11 protein-coding genes are annotated in these 17,527 nt (G+C 59.5%); 2 read left to right on the forward strand and 9 right to left on the reverse strand.

Annotated elements, in window-relative coordinates; translation table 11 throughout:
• Window positions 1-2 precede the first annotated feature (2 nt).
• The 9 genes from MLE42_RS15270 to MLE42_RS15310 all read right to left on the reverse strand — a co-directional run bounded on the left by MLE42_RS15270 (window position 3) and on the right by MLE42_RS15310 (window position 14,178).
• On the reverse strand, window positions 3-407 hold the full coding sequence (locus MLE42_RS15270; RefSeq protein WP_243288739.1) for a DUF5681 domain-containing protein: 405 nt from the start codon (window positions 405-407) through the stop codon (window positions 3-5).
• Window positions 400-1,728, reverse strand: a complete 1,329-nt coding sequence (locus MLE42_RS15275; RefSeq protein ID WP_243288740.1) for a site-specific DNA-methyltransferase — start codon at window positions 1,726-1,728, stop codon at window positions 400-402. Before MLE42_RS15275 ends, MLE42_RS15270 begins: the two co-directional genes overlap by 8 nt.
• Before the next feature lie 678 nt (window positions 1,729-2,406).
• Window positions 2,407-3,303, reverse strand: coding sequence for a DUF3187 family protein (locus MLE42_RS15280; RefSeq protein ID WP_243288741.1), 897 nt, complete (start codon window positions 3,301-3,303; stop codon window positions 2,407-2,409).
• A gap of 711 nt (window positions 3,304-4,014) precedes the next feature.
• Entirely contained in the window at window positions 4,015-4,602 is a 588-nt protein-coding gene (locus tag MLE42_RS15285; RefSeq protein WP_243288742.1) for an outer membrane beta-barrel protein, read from the reverse strand.
• A gap of 167 nt (window positions 4,603-4,769) precedes the next feature.
• Window positions 4,770-5,504, reverse strand: coding sequence for a TetR/AcrR family transcriptional regulator (locus tag MLE42_RS15290; protein ID WP_243288743.1), 735 nt, complete (start codon window positions 5,502-5,504; stop codon window positions 4,770-4,772).
• Window positions 5,501-9,931 (reverse strand): efflux RND transporter permease subunit, encoded by a 4,431-nt coding sequence (locus MLE42_RS15295; RefSeq protein ID WP_275975952.1) that lies wholly within the window; start codon window positions 9,929-9,931, stop codon window positions 5,501-5,503. The genes MLE42_RS15290 and MLE42_RS15295 overlap by 4 nt, the downstream gene beginning before the upstream one ends.
• Before the next feature lie 2 nt (window positions 9,932-9,933).
• The gene (locus MLE42_RS15300) at window positions 9,934-11,013 is read right to left on the reverse strand and encodes an efflux RND transporter periplasmic adaptor subunit (protein ID WP_243288744.1); all 1,080 of its coding nucleotides are present in this window, start codon (window positions 11,011-11,013) and stop codon (window positions 9,934-9,936) included.
• A 25-nt stretch (window positions 11,014-11,038) separates the two neighbouring features.
• A complete protein-coding gene (locus tag MLE42_RS15305) occupies window positions 11,039-11,323 on the reverse strand; it encodes an STAS domain-containing protein (RefSeq protein WP_243288745.1) in 285 nt (94 codons plus the stop codon).
• A 1,181-nt stretch (window positions 11,324-12,504) separates the two neighbouring features.
• Window positions 12,505-14,178, reverse strand: coding sequence for a sigma 54-interacting transcriptional regulator (locus MLE42_RS15310; RefSeq protein ID WP_243288746.1), 1,674 nt, complete (start codon window positions 14,176-14,178; stop codon window positions 12,505-12,507).
• A gap of 332 nt (window positions 14,179-14,510) precedes the next feature.
• On the opposite strand from MLE42_RS15310, the gene MLE42_RS15315 reads away from it, so the two are divergent.
• Together MLE42_RS15315 and MLE42_RS15320 are read left to right on the forward strand one after the other, a co-directional pair.
• Window positions 14,511-15,887 carry an outer membrane beta-barrel protein gene (locus tag MLE42_RS15315; RefSeq protein WP_243288747.1) on the forward strand — a complete coding sequence of 459 codons (1,377 nt, stop codon included), beginning with the start codon at window positions 14,511-14,513 and terminating at the stop codon, window positions 15,885-15,887.
• Window positions 15,888-16,731: 844 nt separating this feature from the next.
• The gene (locus tag MLE42_RS15320) at window positions 16,732-17,514 is read left to right on the forward strand and encodes a hypothetical protein (protein ID WP_243288748.1); all 783 of its coding nucleotides are present in this window, start codon (window positions 16,732-16,734) and stop codon (window positions 17,512-17,514) included.
• The last annotated feature ends 13 nt before the right edge of the window (window positions 17,515-17,527 follow it).

Below are 17,527 nucleotides of genomic sequence, written 5' to 3' on the forward strand. Positions count from 1 at the left end.
CGTCATTCGGCCCCCTTGGGACCAGAATCACCCTTGGCCAGCTCGGTGCGCATTCTCAGCAGGATCCCTTGGAGGTGGGCCTGGTCCCGCTCCGTGCTGGGGGTTTCCTCCCCGAGGTCTGCCAGTCCTTGCTCGGCAATTCTGAGCACCAGAGGTGCGGCTTTGAGATCTCCAGAGGCCGCCTTGTTCACCAGTCGGCGCAGGACCACCTCCATCATGGGCATCACCTTCTTCTGGCCGCCCTTCTCAACCACCGAAATCCGCTCGGCCATGAGCTCCTGCATGAGGGTGGCTGCGTTCAGGCTGCCCTTCGGCCGGCCCTTGGGGTTCCCGGACTGACCCTTCTGGAACTGGGTGACCTTCGGAGGCCGGCCGTAGCCCACCTGGTAATCCTTCTCCTCAGCCATTGACCACCTCCTTCAGGTCGGTCGCCTGGCGCTCCGCCTGCACCTGCTCGAAACCCGCCCCGCCCTCCGCGAGCACCGCGGAATCTCCCGTCAGCTTCTGCCAACGCCGAATGATTGTGTCCACGTAGAGGGCGTCCAGCTCCATGCCGAAGCAGGCCCGCCCTACCCTTTCCGCCGCCATGAGGGTGGTGCCGCTGCCGAGAAAGGTGTCCAAGATGATCTCGCCCCTCCTGGAGCTGTCCAGAATGGCGTCCGCGACTAGCGCCACCGGCTTCACCGTGGGATGCAGCGCCAGAAGGTTGCCCTCCTCGGTAGCCCGACCAAACGAGTTCACGCCCGGATACCGCCAGACGTTGCTGCGGTAGCGGCCATGCTGACCCAGTTGCACGTGGTTCTGGTGAGGAGCCTTCCCATGCTTGAACACCAGCACCAGCTCGTGCTGGCTGCGGTAGAAGGAGCCCATGCCGGCGTTGTCCTTGGCCCAGACACAGAGGTTCTTGAGTTCGGTGTAAACCTGGTGGCCGGCGTCGAGGACCTCCGGCAGGTGGCGCCAGTCCATGCAGACGTAGTGCAGGGCCCCGTCCTCGCTGCAAGCTACGAGGCGTTCCATGGCGGTCTTCAGGAAGGCCGTGAACTCGGCCACGCTCATTTCTCCGGCGGCCATGGCGAATTCGCGGTGCCTCACGGAGCCGAGGCCGGTGCAATGTCCATCGATGGGCACGTTATAGGGCGGATCCGTGAACACGGCTGCCGCCTTCCGCCCATCCATCAGCTTGGTCAGATCCCCCACCTCAAGGGCATTCCCACAGAGCACCCGGTGACGGCCCAGGAGCCAGAGGTCACCCGGACGACTGACCGGGGCCTCTGCGGAGATCCCAGGAACCTCGTCGGCGGGGTCCGGCTTGTCCTCCCCGGGCTCCCGAAGGTCGAGGCTTTCGATCCGAACGTCGATCTCCCCCATCTCGAAGCCGGTGACCTCAAGGCTGAAGTCCAGGTCGACCAGCGAGAGTTCCTTCAACTGCTCCGCCAGGAGCTGGTCGTCCCACTCCGAGATCTCCGTCAGACGGTTGTCTGCGATGCGGTAGGCCTTGGCCTGGTTCTCGGTCAGGTGCTCCAGCATGATGGTCGGCACCGCCTCCCACCCGAGTTTTTGTGCCGCCTGAAGGCGCCCATGTCCAGCCACGATCTGACCATTCCGGTCGACCAGAATCGGAACATTGAACCCCCACGTCTCGATGCTCCGAGCGATCTTCGTGATCTGCCGTGGGGAGTGCTTCCGAGGGTTGCGTGGGTCGGGACTGATCTCCCCCAACGGCCGCATAACCACTTGAAGAGTCGTATTCCCACAACTTGATGCCCTACACGGGTCCAGCCCAGTTACGAGCGTTGATGCCTTGCCCACCATGATGATGATCTCCGATGCAACATCCCCACGATGGGGCTGTGCAATCAGATGATTTCAGATGACCTATGTTTTGCTTGTTCGCCTAGGCGAAAAGAATTCTCAGCTGGCTTCAGATAGAATGCCGGACCATTCCACCAGGTACCTGCACACCGAGAACTAGGTGCTCGTGGGCAAGGGTGGAACGGTGTAATCGTAGGCAGCCAAACCACCCGTGGCTTGACGAATGCTTCACCGGCCAGCAGATACCTGCTTGATATCCGCACTGGACCAGCGAGCTCGGACGACTGAGTCATTCCGGCTGGATCCTTGGAGGCCGGGGTATCTGCGCGAGGCGCTAATCCGCACTCGCTGTGGAAACCAAGTAGGCTTCCAGCACCAAGTCCTTGGAGGGATAAGCCCTCGGGCGTTGCCCTCCTGGCGAGGCGGCAAAAATGCCTAGATCTAAACACAAGAATGCGTGGCTCTCGCCGGAGATCTATGGAAGTAGAACGGGAAAGCAGAAGGCCCGCCCCAAGGGCGTACAGGTCTTCTGCTGTTCCACGGAATTCATGATTCGGCCCTCTGGAGGTAGCCAGATTCCCAGTCAATTCCAGATCAGAAGGAGGCCGTGAGGCTTGCCCCAAACCCCATGTCGGCCGTGTTCTCGTTGTGGGTGATGTTATTGAGATACCGGAATGTGAAAACCAAGTCCTTCTTGATCTGCCAGTGAAATCCCAGATCGTGCTGAAGGCTGGGCCGGTCCAACTTCTGATAGGGCTGTTTCGGGAGGAAGCCACTCTGAAGATAGAGTTGGAGGAAGGGGCGAACCTTGTGCCATCGACGGTATTCCCAAGCGACATGGGTGCCCCATGCGTCGCGGAAACTGCCAAATGCCATGGTGTTGTACGCAGCAGATCCACCGGGTCGATGAATGAATCCGAATCCGCCGTAGAAGACGTGTTGCAGGCTGGGCTGCCACCTACCTGTGAGCCCAAGAGACTGATCCCAGCCGGAGCGAAAGACATCATAGGTTGTGGTCAAGGGCGGCTTGATTGACAGATAGGTGGACAAGGTCCAGGTTGGCCCTTCTGACAATCGGTGGAGCAGCCCAATCGTCGGATCCTCCGTCTTCCCCCGGATGTGTTGATCACTATAGAAAACCAAATGGCCATGGGTCATCACCATGAGCGTCACTTGGTTTTGCTTCACCAGATCTCGCCCGAACTGCTCAAATCCAAGCTTATGAAAATCCTCGATAACACCATCCAGGAAACCACCCCCTTGGCTCTGGAAAGGAAGCTCGGCCCAAACCTCGGTCTGGTCCGTGAGGCCATAACGAACCCGAAGTGAGGTCCGGGCAGTCTCCTCATCGAAGAAGAAAACGAGGGGGATCGAGGCGTACTCTGAGGCATGCGCGAGCACGAATTCTCGGGTAATCGCAAGCCGACCCTGAGCATCACGCGGCGCCTGGTCCTTCAGGATGTCTGAGAATTCAAACGTGTTCGCCTGCATGTGATCCAGAGAGATCCGCCAGCGTCCCCGCCCTACGGGAGTGGGGTCCACCGGTTGGTAGACCATTGGGAGCAAGAAAAGAGGGAACATCTCTCTCGTCGGGGAGGGGCCCATTTCCATCGGCTGCTGGGCACAGAGAGGGATGAGACTTCCCGACATGAGTGCCAAGTGAAAACCGAGTCTTTTCACCCAAGTGGCTGATGATGCCTGGTTGGATCGCATGTGGCATTCTCCAATTCTCGCCAATCCTTTTCAGGCCAGAGCGGTGCTCCGTTTCTCGCAATCAGATGCCGTGACTCAAGACGAATGGGCCCTGTTGCTGAATGAAAGGCGCTGTCCTCCGAATTGCTTGTTGGTAGAGATGGCTCGAAGAGTTCGAATGCAGCAGACGAAATACGCTGAATGGCGGTGGACCGCCTCCTTCAGAACAACTTTTGAATTCCGTCTTGATTGATAATTTCTCTAAGAAGGCGTTTGAGCAGTCCCTGTATGATGGCCAACCGAATCGAGTCAGGCTAAAACATCCCCCCAGGCTCAACAGTGAGCAGATCCACGGCTGGACAGAAGATCAGGAATCGGTCGTGGAATTCGGTACAAGCCCCTGTTGGGGCGGCGGGGAGGGAGACGATCTGTGATCGCCTCCCTCCCTGCCTAGATCACGCCTTTGGAACGAGTTGATGGGTCAGCCTGCGTTCCTAAGAGACATCCTGTTCAGAATCGAAAGATGAAGCTCGCATTGATGGCAGGCGCATCTACCGTGGGCTTGCCGGTGTAACCCCGAGGAGCGAAATCGGCCACTTCGGGCTTGTACCGGCTCCAGGTGTAGCGCAGCTCGGCGCCCAGGTTCTTGGTGAACATCCAGCCTCCCTCCACAGCGCTGTAGACAGATTTCGGGGTGTCGCTGGAGGAATATCCGCGGCCGGTGAGCTCGAATTTGGCCAAGCCGAACCCGAGGCCGGCGCCAAGGTAGGGCCCCTCGTTCACCTTCCCGCGGAGGAAGTAGTTGTAGTCCGCGCCGATCTGATACGTCTGGACCTTGCGGTCCACCCCGGACTCCGACTTCTTGAAATAGGTGTAGTCGAACCGGGGCACGATGGCATGGCCTCCCTGGAAACCGATGACCATGTGGGCACCGATGCCCGCTCCTGGCTTACCGTCCAGCCAATCCTTACTGGACAGAGGGCCCACTGGGATGGCCGCAGAAACCTGCCCGCCGAAGCTTAAATCCTGGGCAGAGAGGGAGGCGCCGCTGATCACGAGCGCTGACAGGCCGAGGGCCAGGTGGTGGACTTTACGCATGATTCACTCCTTGGTGATGACACATCCCAGATTGGGATGAGGGGTTAATTCCGATCGCTGGATCGGAAGGGAAAAGAGGCATTCCTGTTAGGTCTTGATGGCGACCGTCTGTCGAAGGCACCGACCATCCATAGACAACGTCTATTGGGGATTCCGATGCTTCCGGTTCATGGCGACTCGGGTTCGAGGTAATAGTCTGGGATTCTCAATCCATTCAGGTTGAACCTGAGGAAGTGGGTCACCAGGCGCGGCACGTCGTCCTCGTCACAGGGCGGCTCATTCAGAAGCCGGGCAAGGATGTCCTGGTGGCAGAGGAAGAAGATCAACTGTGCATGAATGCTCATGCCCATCCGCACCAAGCCATCGTGATCCAGGTCGGATCTGAGAACGCGAAGGCAGCGGTTCAAATACTCAATGTGTGGCTGAATCGCTTCCATCAAACTGCTCATCGATTCTTCAGGTGGGTAGATCATGGATTTCGCGATGAGAACCAGGATGGCTCGTTCAAGTTCAGGATCTTTGTCGGGGGGCAGGTTGGACTTCTGGCGGAGGCTCATCCGGATGAATTCGCGAATGTAGGCTCGAAGTGCGGTGACCGCTTGTCGAAGCACCGCAGCCTTGCCCGCAAATGGGCCGACTGGCAATGGCGGCATTGGCAATGTCTTGGCGGTGTGTATCGCCATCCGAGAGGCGAGGTGAAGTGAGGCGGCATGCAGACCGGCCTTTCCTCCGAAGTGGAAGGAGATGAGGCTGCTGTTGACTCCTGCCGCATCGGCGATCTCTCGGATGGAGGCGCCTTCGAACCCCTTCTCGGCGAAGATGCGGATGGCGGCCTTCAATAGCATCAGTCTCGAGTTCGTGATCGGCGCAGGCGTGTTCAGGTTGTCTCTGGAGTCAGTCATTGGTTCAGGCCTCCTCCGAGCAGTCGATCCAGCTCGGCGCGCGTGAGATCAAGCCCCAGGCGAGCGGCGAGAAGTTCGGCCTCGGAAACATTGGCCTCGGCATCCGCTTCCAACTTTTTTGAGACTGGGATCAGTCCGGACTTGTGCTGATTCTCAGCCAGGCGGGCCTTTTCTGCGTTCATGGCATACGCATCTTCAGCGGCCTCTGACAGGATTCGCGCCGTTTCCACCTTACGGAGCAGCCGATCGAGATCGATCTCAGTACGGTTGCGCACCCGGTCGTAGTTGCTCGAGGCTTGGCTCGCAAGGGCAGCCCGCTGGTGGACCACACCGGATCGCTTGCCCCAGTCAAAAATGGTCCAACTCAGGGAGAGCCCGTAGGAGGTGGAGTTGGCTTGGACGAAAGGGAGTCCATCTTGGTGGGTCTGACGGATGAAGGCACCCAGTTCCGGAATGTATTCGGATTTGCCTGCCTTGAGGGCGCTGCGGCTCTTCTCGAGAGAGGCCTGGGCTACTGCCAGATCGGGATTGGACTTCCGGATCTGATCCAGCATCGCTTCACGCGCTGGAAGCGGCCGTGCTTCAGTGGAGACAGGGGCAAGGTCCAGACGTGTCTGAAGGGGTTCACCCATCAAGTCGTTGAGTTCCGACGTGAGATCAGAGGCGGTGGCCTGAGCGGTACTCAGCTTGTAGCGGTTCTGAAGGAGCTTTGCCCGACTCCCGATTTGCTGCACCTTCAGGGCATTCCCCGCTTTGACGGCATCTTGGGCATCCAGATCCTGGGATTCGGCCGCAGCCACGCCTGCCTGAGCAGCCGTGATTTGGGCCTGAGCGATCAGAAGGCCGTAGTAAGCCTGGCGTGTCTGATAGGCGATCTCGGTCTCCATCTTTCGCAGCTCGGCCGTTGCCACCCGCTCCTCGGCAGAGGCGACCTCGTTCCCATGGTGGATCTTGAAAAGCTGGGTGAGGGGCTGACTCAAGGTGATGTTCTGATAGAAAAGATGCGTCTTACCCTGGCCCAGATTGGCATCCTGGGTCGGGAAGGGCCCCAGGCCCGGCACGGTTCCGAGGGAGCCTGCTGGAACGGTCATGAATGGCTGATCGTTGCGCTTCAACCACGTGGCATCCATTGCGAGTTGCGGGAAGTAGTCGGCTCGCGCCGTGCGTTTCTTCCCCGCTGCCTCATCGACCTTGGCCCGGGCGATGCGGATTGCCGCACTGTGGTCGAGGGCGCTGGCCACAGCCTGCTCGAGAGTCAGGTGCTTCGGTTCCGACCCCCCCGCACTGAGCGGGGACGCCAGGACCAAGGCCAGGATGAACATCGGGACGACCGAAACCACCCGACTTCCAGTGGATGAGCTCTCTTTGGATCGGAACACGAGCACGTAGATGACGGGGACCACCAGAAGCGTGAAGAACATCGAGAAGATCAGACCGACCGCGAGGACGCTGGCCAGAGGGCTCCACATCTTCGAGCCCGAAAGAACCATGGGTGTTACGCCGACGGCCGCAGCCATGGTGGTGAGGAAGATGGGTCGCAGTCGACGCTCACCGGCGAGGGTGGCGGCCTCCACAAGGGGGATACCCTCGCGCAGCTTCTCCTTGATGTAGTCGATAAGGATGATGGCGTTCCGGACCACGATGCCGCAGAGGCTGATCATGCCCATGAAAGCCGTGAAACCGAAGGAATTGCGGGTTATGAGGAGGCCCACGACCACACCAAAGAGCGAAAGTGGAATGGAAGCCATGACGACCAGGGGTTCGACCAGGTTCCGGAACTGGATCATGAGGATGAAGAAGATGGCCAGGAGACTGATGCCAAGGGCCACAACCATCTCGGGCTGTGTTTCTTCCTGGTTGGCAAATTCGCCGCCCAGTTCGAGCCGGTACCCGGGAGGAAGCTTCAGAGCCTTCACCTTCGGCAGAGCGTCCTTGAGGATGGAAGAGGCATAGGTCCTCGGTGCCTGGAGGCAGCGGACGGTCAGGGTGCGCACGCCGTTCCTGCGCACGAGACGGCTGGTCTGCCAGGTGGGAGCAAGATCCGCGATGGCCCGCAGGGGTACCTTCCCGTTGGTGATGGAAGAACCGACGTACGTGTTTCGCACATCATCGAAGGTGGCACGGTGGGCAGGGTCGACCCTCAGGACGAGGTTCACCGCCCGGTCGCCCTCCCAGAACGTGCTGACGGGTGCACCATCGAAGGCGCCATAGAGGAGGTTCGACACGCCCATGTGGGTGATGCCCAGGCGGTTGGCCAGCTCCGTATTAAGGTCCACATTGATCATGGGGGAGTCGTTCCGGTAGTCGGTGTGGAGGAACTGGGCCCGGGGGTCTTTCTGGAGGATGTCCCCGATCTGCTCACCGATGGCTTTCAGCTTCGCCTCGTCATCCCCGGAGATCCGGAACTCGATGGGCGCCTCCATCACAGCTCCCTGCTGGAGTTCCTGAACCAGGACCATGCCCTCGGGCGCCAGACGTGCCAGGCGTGACCGGAGCTCCTCCACGAGCGCCGTGGTGGCCTTCACGTCCACCGTGTTCACGATGAACTGGCCGTAGGCAGGATCGGGCTGCTGTGGGTTCACGTTGTAGTAGAAGCGGGGGGAGCTCTGCCCCACGAAGCCGGCAAGGTGAGTCACCCGCTTGTCGCGGAGGAGTTCGCCCTCGATGCGCTTCATGGTGGCGTCCGTGGCCTCGATGCGTGTTCCCTGGGGCATCCAGAGGTCAACGACGAACTGGTTGCGTTCGGCGTTGGGGAAGAATTCCTGGGGGACAAACCGGAATAGGAAGGCACCCAGGACAATTCCTGCCACGCCCAGGCCGACCGCGAGCATGGGCTTGGACATGAAGTACGTAATGGCCTTCTTGTAGGCGACCTGGAGGAGATCCAGGGCATTGAACTTCTTGACGTGATCCGTGGGCTCCGCGTCGTGGTCGTGCAAACCTTTATGGATGAAGGTCCTGCAGAGGAGGGGGGTGACAAAGACCGCCACGAGGAAGGAGACGGAGAGGGCTACCGCCACGGTGATGGGGAGGGCCAGGATGAACTCACCGGCACTGCCTGAGATGATGATCAGGGGCAGGAAGGAGGCGATGATCGTGAGGGTCGCCGCCAGCACCGGCACGAGCACTTCCGTGGCAGACCGCCAGGCAGCTTCGGGTCGCGGGACCTTGTGATCCAGTAGCTCCACGTAGTTGTCGGCGATGACGATGGCGTCGTCCACGACGATGCCGAGCACCACGATCAGGGCTGCGATGGAGACCTGGTGGAGTTGGATCCCGAAGACGTTCATGACGGCGATGGTCGTCAACATGGTCGTTGGGATGGCCAGTGCCGCGATGAGCGAGACCCGGAACGGCAGCAGGAGGACCGTCACGACGATGACGCACCCGATAGCGATGAGGAACTCACGGCCCATGTGGGTCATCCGCTCTTCCACGACTTGCGGCTGGTTCGCGATGTAGTCCATGTGGAGATCGGGCGGGAGCATAGGTTTGACCCGGTGGTTGAGCACCTCGGTCACCTTGTCGCCCATCTCGACGATGTTGTGCCCTTTCTGCATCTCCACGGAGATCATCAGGGCGGGCTTGCCGTCGTAGCGGACCATGAATTCCGGATCCTGGTACCGACGCTCCACACTGGCGAAGTCCCCGATGTAGATTGGCTGCCCGGTCGGGGACATGCCGACCATCACCTTCTTGATCTGTTCTTCCGTGTTGAAGGACCCCGTCGTGTGGAGGGGGATCTGGCCGTTGTCCGTGCGGGCGTTCCCGGCGGCCTGAATCTCGTTTCTCTGATTCAGCGCTCCCACGATTTGCCGGGGATCCGTGAAGTACTGGCTCATGCGCTCGAGGCTGCTGGTCACCCAGATCTGTTCGTTCTGCCGGCCGTAGACCGCGATCTTACCGACCTCGGGCACGGTGCGAAGGGCATCCTGGATCGTGTCCACGTAATCGCGCAGCTCACGGTAGCCGTAGCGTTCGCCGCTCACGCAGATGAGCATGGCCACGGTGTCTCCGAAATCCGAATCCACCACCGGTCCCATCACCTCGCCCGGCAATTCTGTGGCCTTCACCAGGTTCATCTCGTGGCGCAGCTTCGCCCAGAACACATCCGGAGTCTTGACATTCTTCTCCAGCTCCACGTTGATGATCGCGAGGCCAGGTCGGCTGGTGGAGTAGGTCTTCTCCTTACGCACTTCCTGGAACTTGAAGATGTGCGATTCCAGAGTCTTGGTGACCTGCTTCTCCACCTGTTCCGTGGTGGCACCAGGATACATGGCGGCGACGATACCGGTCCGGATGGTGATGCTCGGGTCCTCGGTACGAGGCATGCCCATCAGGGCGTGAATCCCCAGCGCCACGGCCATGATGACGAGAATGGCCGTGATGGTCGGGTAGCGTAGGAAGGCTTTGATGGCTTTGTTCATGGCTACTTACCCCCCTGGACGGGTTCGGCGCTCATGCCGTTACGCAGGGTGTTCTGGCCGGCCACCACGATGGATTCGTTCCCTGTAAGGCCGGATCGAATCTGGATGCTGCGCCCGTACACCGCCCCCACTTCCACTCGCTTTGAGTAGACTCGCTGCTGATCGGGGAAGAACTGAAATACCTGGGTGGCGCCTTGGGGATCCCGAACGATGGCTTCGGAGGGCAGGGTTAGCATGTCCAAATGCTGCGATCCGGTGATGGAGACCTCGGCAACCATGCCCACCTTGAGCTCACGTTGCGGATTGGGGACGCTGACGCGAGCCATGTAGGTGCGCGTCGCCGGATCGGCTGAAATGTTCACCACCCGCACGCGGCCCTGGAAGAGGCGGCCGGGTAAAGCGGGAATCGTGACCGAGGCGGACTGCCCCACCTTCACGAGCCTTACGTCGGTTTCTGGGATTCCGACGTTCACCTCAATGGGATCCAGCTGCGCGATTTCGAAGACGGGCTGGCCTGCGCCCACCATGACGCCCGGCTCCACCATCCGCCGCGCGATGAAACCGTTGATGGGTGCCACCAGTCTGGCTTCGGCCAGGTTCTTGCGAGCCACGCCTTCCCCAGCGATCGCCTGCTGAAGCTGCTCGCGGGAGGCGTCCCGGGCCGCAGTAAACTTTGCGAAATCATTGGGCGCTAGGCTCTGAGTGTCGAACAGCTGCTTCATGCGGCGGAATTCCTGGTCTGCCTGGTCCGCTCCCGCCCTTGCAGCCGCCACCTGGGCACGGGCTGCTTCCACTGCATGGGCGAGGTTCTCGGCATCTAGGACGGCCAGGAGCTGTCCCTTCCGCACTGGCTCGCCTTCCCTCAGAAGGACCTGAACCGCCCGGCCCGGCACCTGAAAGGCCACCATGGAGGATCCACCCTGGGGCGTCAGGGTGCCGCTGACGCCAACGCGTTCCAGTTCCTGGACACGGGTGGGCTGTGCCACCGAGATATTGACCTTGGCGGTCTCGACGGCCTCCCGGTGGCTCCCGCAGGCAAGGATCAGGCACAGAGGAGATAGGATGAGAAGTTTGCGTTGCATGGAATTCTCCTGAAATGGGAAAAGGTCAGTCCTTGGAAAGGGATTCGACTTCCTCAATGACGGCTTCGATGAATGGAGTTGGACCTTGCAGCAAACACCCGGCTCGGCGCATGGCCGCGAGCATGGCTTTGCCACGGGCATCCACAAAAGAAACCTCCGATAAGTCCACGACTACTTCCCAGTGACCGGGAATTCGGGGGGAGGCATCCATCCACACCCTGAAGAGTTCGTCCACCCATGGATGGATGACCTTCCCTTCTAGGCGCAGCCGCACAGTTTCTTGTTCAGATTCAACATGGATTCTCAGCACACAGAACCTCCATTCACGGAGCCCTATGCGCACACTTGATGCCAGTTTGTTCAAATTTTTTAACTCTTTTTATATTAATATTTGTATCAACAGATCCTGCCTCTGCTCCGAAGACGACATCGTCGCCACGAGACGACATGGAGTCTCGCGACTTCATGTCGTCAGTTGGCTCGGCCAAAGCGAGTCATTGTGTCTCGGCGTGAGAGATGCCGTGTTTCAGCCCAGGAAGGGCGTCGATGCCTCCGGCTCACCCAGGCAGTGGAGGCACAGCGGGCTGGGTAGAACGAGCCGTATGGGAAGTCCTTCCCCAACCTCCCTAGTGATCATGTTCCCGTACGAGTTCCGAAGGGCCCGAGGCCCCATAGGCCTCATGCAGCAAGGATCCCTTCACCCTTCGATTCATGAAGAGAATTTGAACCTTCGATCAAGGAAGGAACCACTTCGCGTCAATCCCGAAGCATGGAGCGGGATGGGGTGCGATCGGATTCAGTGTGGGGTGGTATGAGGTCCAGCAGCCCCGTCAAAGCGGGTTGATTCCTCACCCCTTGTCTCGGATCCAGCTTGTAAGGAATCTCGGCGTGCCCCCACCAGAGCTTTCGTGCGCCGTGTCGCTCGAATATCTCCATGACTGGAACCCGGGTGCGTGGGGACGACTCCTCAGTGAACGTGGTCAGGACAATTTGAAAATCCGCCTCCTGAGGCAGCGCCATCCGGTAACCCTTCTCCATGAGTCGGTCAGACACCAATGGCTTCAACTCTTCGAAGGGAATGGTCCGCATATTCCAGATGCAAAGCGCTGAATCTGGCTGGCTATCGATGCAGAATGTCTTCAGGGTGGTGAGGCGATCCTCCTCCAGGGAGGTGCCGGTGAAATTGAGCCTCCTGCATGAGAGCAGTGCCTGGAGTAGAAGCAGAGCACACAGGAACGCCACACCTCGAATCAGCGTTCGCACTGCTTGACTCGGAGGAGCACTGGCCCGCCTTTCGGCCTGGTGCCCTTTTTCATCGTGGATTCGTGGCACCTCGGGCCTCCAATCATGAAGCCCTTGAGCACACACGATGCCAATCTTCCAATAGCACTCAAATCGCTAAATCAATGCGATTTAGCTCGTACCTGTCGACTCCATTCATGGACCATTCTGCTTTGGCGAGACGACATGAAGTCTCGCGACTTCATGTCGTCATTTGGGCCGATCGAGTCCGAGGCGCTTCATCTTGGAATTCAGGGTTGTGCGTTTCAGGCCAAGGCGCGCAGCTGCGCCGTGGGGCCCCCCCACCGCACCCCCGCTCGCCTTCAGAGCCTCCAGGATGCCCTGGCGTTCCAGGTCTTCGTAGGTCTGGGCAGCGGCGACTGGCGAGTGGACCGCCGGCAGGATCATCTCACCCATGGGCACATGCAGGTCCGGACCTGGGCTGAGGATCACCGATCGCTCCACCAGGTTCTGCAATTCCCGGATGTTTCCAGGCCAAGGCCATCGAACCAGGAATTCCATGGTTTCGGCAGGAATGCGCACGATGCGCTTGTCCATGGCCCTGGCAAACTTCTGAGTGAAATATCGGACCAAGTTGGGAATGTCCTCCTTGCGATCACGCAGCGGCGGGACTCGGACCGGAAACACATTTAGGCGGTAAAACAGGTCCCGGCGGAAGGTCCCATTCTCGACCATCTGTGCCAGGTCCTGATGAGTCGCGGCGATCAGCCGCACGTCGACTCGAAGGGTTCGGGTGCTGCCCAGGCGTTCAAATTCTCGCTCCTGAAGGGCGCGTAGAAGCTTTGGCTGAAGCTCCAGGGGGAGGTCACCAATTTCGTCCAGGAACAGGGAACCCAGGTGGGCCAACTCGAATCGGCCGACCTTTCTGGCGATGGCTCCTGTGAAGGCCCCTCGTTCATGGCCGAACAGCTCGCTCTCCACCAGACCCATGGGGATGGCCGAGCAATTGAGTTTGATAAAGGTGCGCTCCTTCCGTTTGCTCCGCTCATGGATGGCTCGCGCCAGCAGTTCCTTGCCAGTTCCGGTTTCTCCCAGCAGGAGGACCGTGGCGTCGGAGGGGGCCACAGTTTCAATCTGCTGCAGGACCTTTGCGAAAGATGGGCTAGCACCGACCATCTCTTGGGTTGCGAAGTCCTGGGCCCTTTCCTCTTCCAGATAGAGCTTTTCCTCCACCAGTTTATCGTGTGAGTGGCGGATGTCCTGGAAGGCCATGGCATTGTCCAGGGCGAGGGCAATCTGGCCCGCCACGAGTTCCAGCAGACGCAAGGTGGGGCCCTGGAAGGCATTCTCCTTTTGGCTCCCAAGGCTGATCACCCCGAGCGCTTTGCCTCTGGAGTGCAAGGGAATGAGGCAGATGGACTGGATGTGCTCCTGCTGTAGCAGTCGGGCAAGCTCAGGCGGTTGAAGAGCGGCGATCCGCGCCGGATCGAGGATATCGATCTGCTTGGTGTCCAGGGCCCTGCTAGCCAACTCCAGGGATTCAGGGACCTGATCGCCAATTCTGAACTGCCCCCGAGAGCGAGTGAAGTCCAAGAGCCGAAGACGCTCCATGGTACCTTTCGACTCCAGTGTGCTCAGGGTCATGAAATCGTGGTGCGTGCGCTCCCATAAGGCCGACGAGATGGCCACGAAAAGCTGCTCTGGGTCCAGGTTGTTCAGAAGAAGCTTGTTGATGTGCAGCACGAGTCGCAGCTCGTCGCGTTCTTGCGCCAGCTGATCCAATCGACGACGGAGCCCCTGGAGCACCATCAGTTTGCGAGATACACCTTGCCACCTGCGGTGACCCGCGAATTTCTCTCCCGCCGCGTTCTGATTCGGACTCCGGCCATGGTGGGAGGGGGGTGTCACGTGGTCGTCTTGCATGGGACATCCTTCTTCGGGGTTACATCATCGGGGCAGGATGGAGATCTGCAAACCACTTTTCCCGAAACCCTTCGGTTCGAAATCCAAGAGGTTGGCCCGCCAGGCGAAGGTGGGCTGGTATCGAGGTAGTCACCCTTCCCCTCCAAACGAATCAAGTGTCGGCGTCCGCGCGTTAAGGCGGTGTTGGGATGCGGGCGTTCGGCATTAAGAACTCATGAAGAGTCATGTTCCTAATGCCATCTTTACGAGATCTAGCTCCATTTTAGCGCTGCTTTAACGCTGGCCATGGGCACCTTGTTCGGCTGGCGTTTGGCGCCTGTGTTGGAGCCGTGATGAAAACCCCCCTTCTGCCACTCATCCTTGTCGGGCTTCCGAGCATGGCGCAAACCGCCGCAACGCCTCAGGCGACACCGGTTCCCGCGGCTCCGGCCGCTCAATTGGTCAAGCCCGCCGAGCCATTTGCGTTCGCCGATTTCACATGGCTCAACGGGAACAGTCGCCAGAAGGACGCCATTCTCGATTCCAAATATTTCACCGGCGAGTTCCGGGCAGACCTGAACCTGGTCTACGACTTCAACCACCCCAAGGACCATACTCTGGGGGGCTCCAGCGAACTTGGCCGCACCAACGAAGTGCACGTCCAGCAGCTGGGCATCGGTGGGGACTTCCACTGGGAGAACGTGCGAGGACGGCTCATGACCCAGTTCGGCCTGTACTCCACCATGACGCCACGCAACGATGCCAGCACTGCTAACGGCCAGTGGCAAACGGACAACGCCTATCGCTACGTATCCGAGGCCTACGGTGGCTACCACTTCAATGTGATGAACGGTCTCAACCTCGATGCCGGCATATTCATGTCCTACATCGGCCTCTTCAGCTACTACAACTTCGATAACTGGGCCTATCAGCCCTCGTACGTGTCATCCAACACACCTTGGTTCTTCAACGGCATCCGCGTCCAGTTGTTTCCCAGCGACAAGCTGAAGCTGGAGTTGTGGCTCACGAACGGCTGGCAGTCCTACAACACCTTCAACAACACCCCGGGCATCGGCGGATCGGTGACCTACCGGCCCAACGGGAACTGGTGCTTCATCTCCAATGATTACTTCCTGGGGGCCGACACCCTCGGCAACCAGAAGCGCACGCGGCGCCACACCGACAACAGCATCGAGTGGAAGTACTGGGACAAACCGGAGCATCTCCTTTCCAAGATGGCTACGTCCTTCACCTTCGACCTCGGTGACGAACAGGGCGGTGGCGTGAGCCGGAACAGCCACGATCCAAACAACCCCAAACAGTATTTCGTCGGGTGGATGCTCTACCAGCGCTTCTGGTTCGACCATGACCGCCAGGCCCTCACCTTGGGCGGCGGCGCCATCACCAACCCCGGTCGCTACCTGGTGCTGATGCCACCCATCAACGGGGCCACCGCCGCCTCGGGCACCCCGTACTTCACCCAGAACCCCGGGGATACCTACCATGCCTGGGATTGGTCTCTCACCTACGACGTCATGCCGAACCAGTGGATCACCTTCCGCGGAGAGTTCAACCGCCGCGGCGCCAACGTGCCCTACTTCTCAGGCCCCGGTGGCGTGACACCTCCCGGCGGCAACCAGGGCGCACCGGGTTCGGCCGTGGCCGGATGGACCCCAGACCTTCGCAAGACCGAGAGTCGCCTCACCCTCGCCATGCTTGTGAAGTTCTAGGAAGCGCGGCAGTGGGTTACCTAACGTCTCACCAGCCATTCCCCCATTCCCAAACGACTTGAACCCGGTCATGGCTCGTGGCCACGATGAAAGACTTTCCCGTGACGAAATAAAGTCGTTAAGACGAAATGAAACCCTCAAATCATGGATTGACTCGTGAGTGCTTGGCTTTTGTCTTTTATAAACATTTAAATATTTATAGTTACAAATCGAATTCCATTTGGCATCTTACCTGCTCTGATCGCACCGACCCGATTGGGAGGTGAGTTGTGCGGGAGATTCATGAGGGAACTCTGGCAAGGAACAGGGGGCGCGGCCTTCAGCGTACCCCAGGGGGACTCCCAATCCGTGGATTGAGGTTTCTGCCGCTGATCGCCTCGGCCCTGGCCGCCGCTTCCAGCCTCACCGCTCAGCCTCCTGGTCAAGGCGACCGGGCGGCTGAACGGATGCAGGCGACCAGGAGAGTTCCCAAGCAGCCGCAGGCCAGGGACCAGGACAGGGAGCGGGCCAACCTCGCCCTTCGCAGCGTCTCGTCTCGGAGTACCGGTCCCACAGTACGTTTCCTTGTGGATGCGGGGCCTGTCTCCAACGTCATCACGATGTTCGTGGACCTGAACGGGATGATGGTTCAGGGATCCCTCGTTCCTGTGCAGGCCGCTAAGGCGCCGAGCGAGATTCAAGATCTAAGTAACAGGGACCGCCTAGAGGACGGTGCCCCCCGATGCGTCCGGCGTGAAGCAGGCATTCGGACCACCTGCAGGTTCTAGGGAAAGCGAAAACACGGTTCCCTGGCCCTGAGGCAAGGGCAGGGAATGCCATCTGGATTCAAAAAAAAAGGACGCTCATGCGAACAGTTCTGCCGTCGATTCTTGCGATCATGCTCTCCGCCGCCAGCCTCCTGGCAGCCGATCTCACACTGACCCAGACCGGCGTGGGTCACGGTCATGAATGGGAACAGATCCAGCTTTGGTCGTCCCGATACATGCGTATCAACCAACCTGGAAACCAAGTGGATTTTCTGGTCGATTTCACCCAGGGAGTTTCCTACCACATCGATCACGACAAGAAGCTCATCCAGAAGATGAACTGGGATGACCTTGAAATTGCAGCGAAGGTTCTTGGAGAGAAGTTGAAGAACCTGCCTCCCTTGATTCAGAAGGCGTTGGGTGCCAACGATGCTCCCGTCTCCGTGGTAGACCAAGGTTCTGAGATCATCCTCGACCGCGAGTGCCACAAGTGGAAGATCGTCGTGGGCCCGACGACCATCGAGACCAGCAACGATCCGTCGATCACTCCTCCGGTTCCCGCGATCCCCTATCAGCGCTTTCTCAGGCTTCATAACGTCATCGGCCAGCCACAGACCAATGCTGCCCCACTCCTCAAAGCCGGTGAAGAACTGACCAGAGTGCAAGGCCTCGCGCTGAAGTACTGCATCGTACTACCCATTGCCGGGCAGACGACCACCCTCACCACTCATATCGAAGAAGGGCCCATCCCTCCCTCAGCCTTCGAACTGCCTTCGGACTACCAGGTGGAAGACTCGGGCAAGAAGGTGCTGGAGAACCTGGGCGTATACGTCAGTCATTCTGTTCCTGTAAGCCAGGTCCAGCCGTGTTCAGGGATTTGAGGACCGTTGTCAG

It is taken from the genome of Geothrix terrae (genome assembly GCF_022808775.1).
GTDB lineage: Bacteria > Acidobacteriota > Holophagae > Holophagales > Holophagaceae > Geothrix > Geothrix terrae.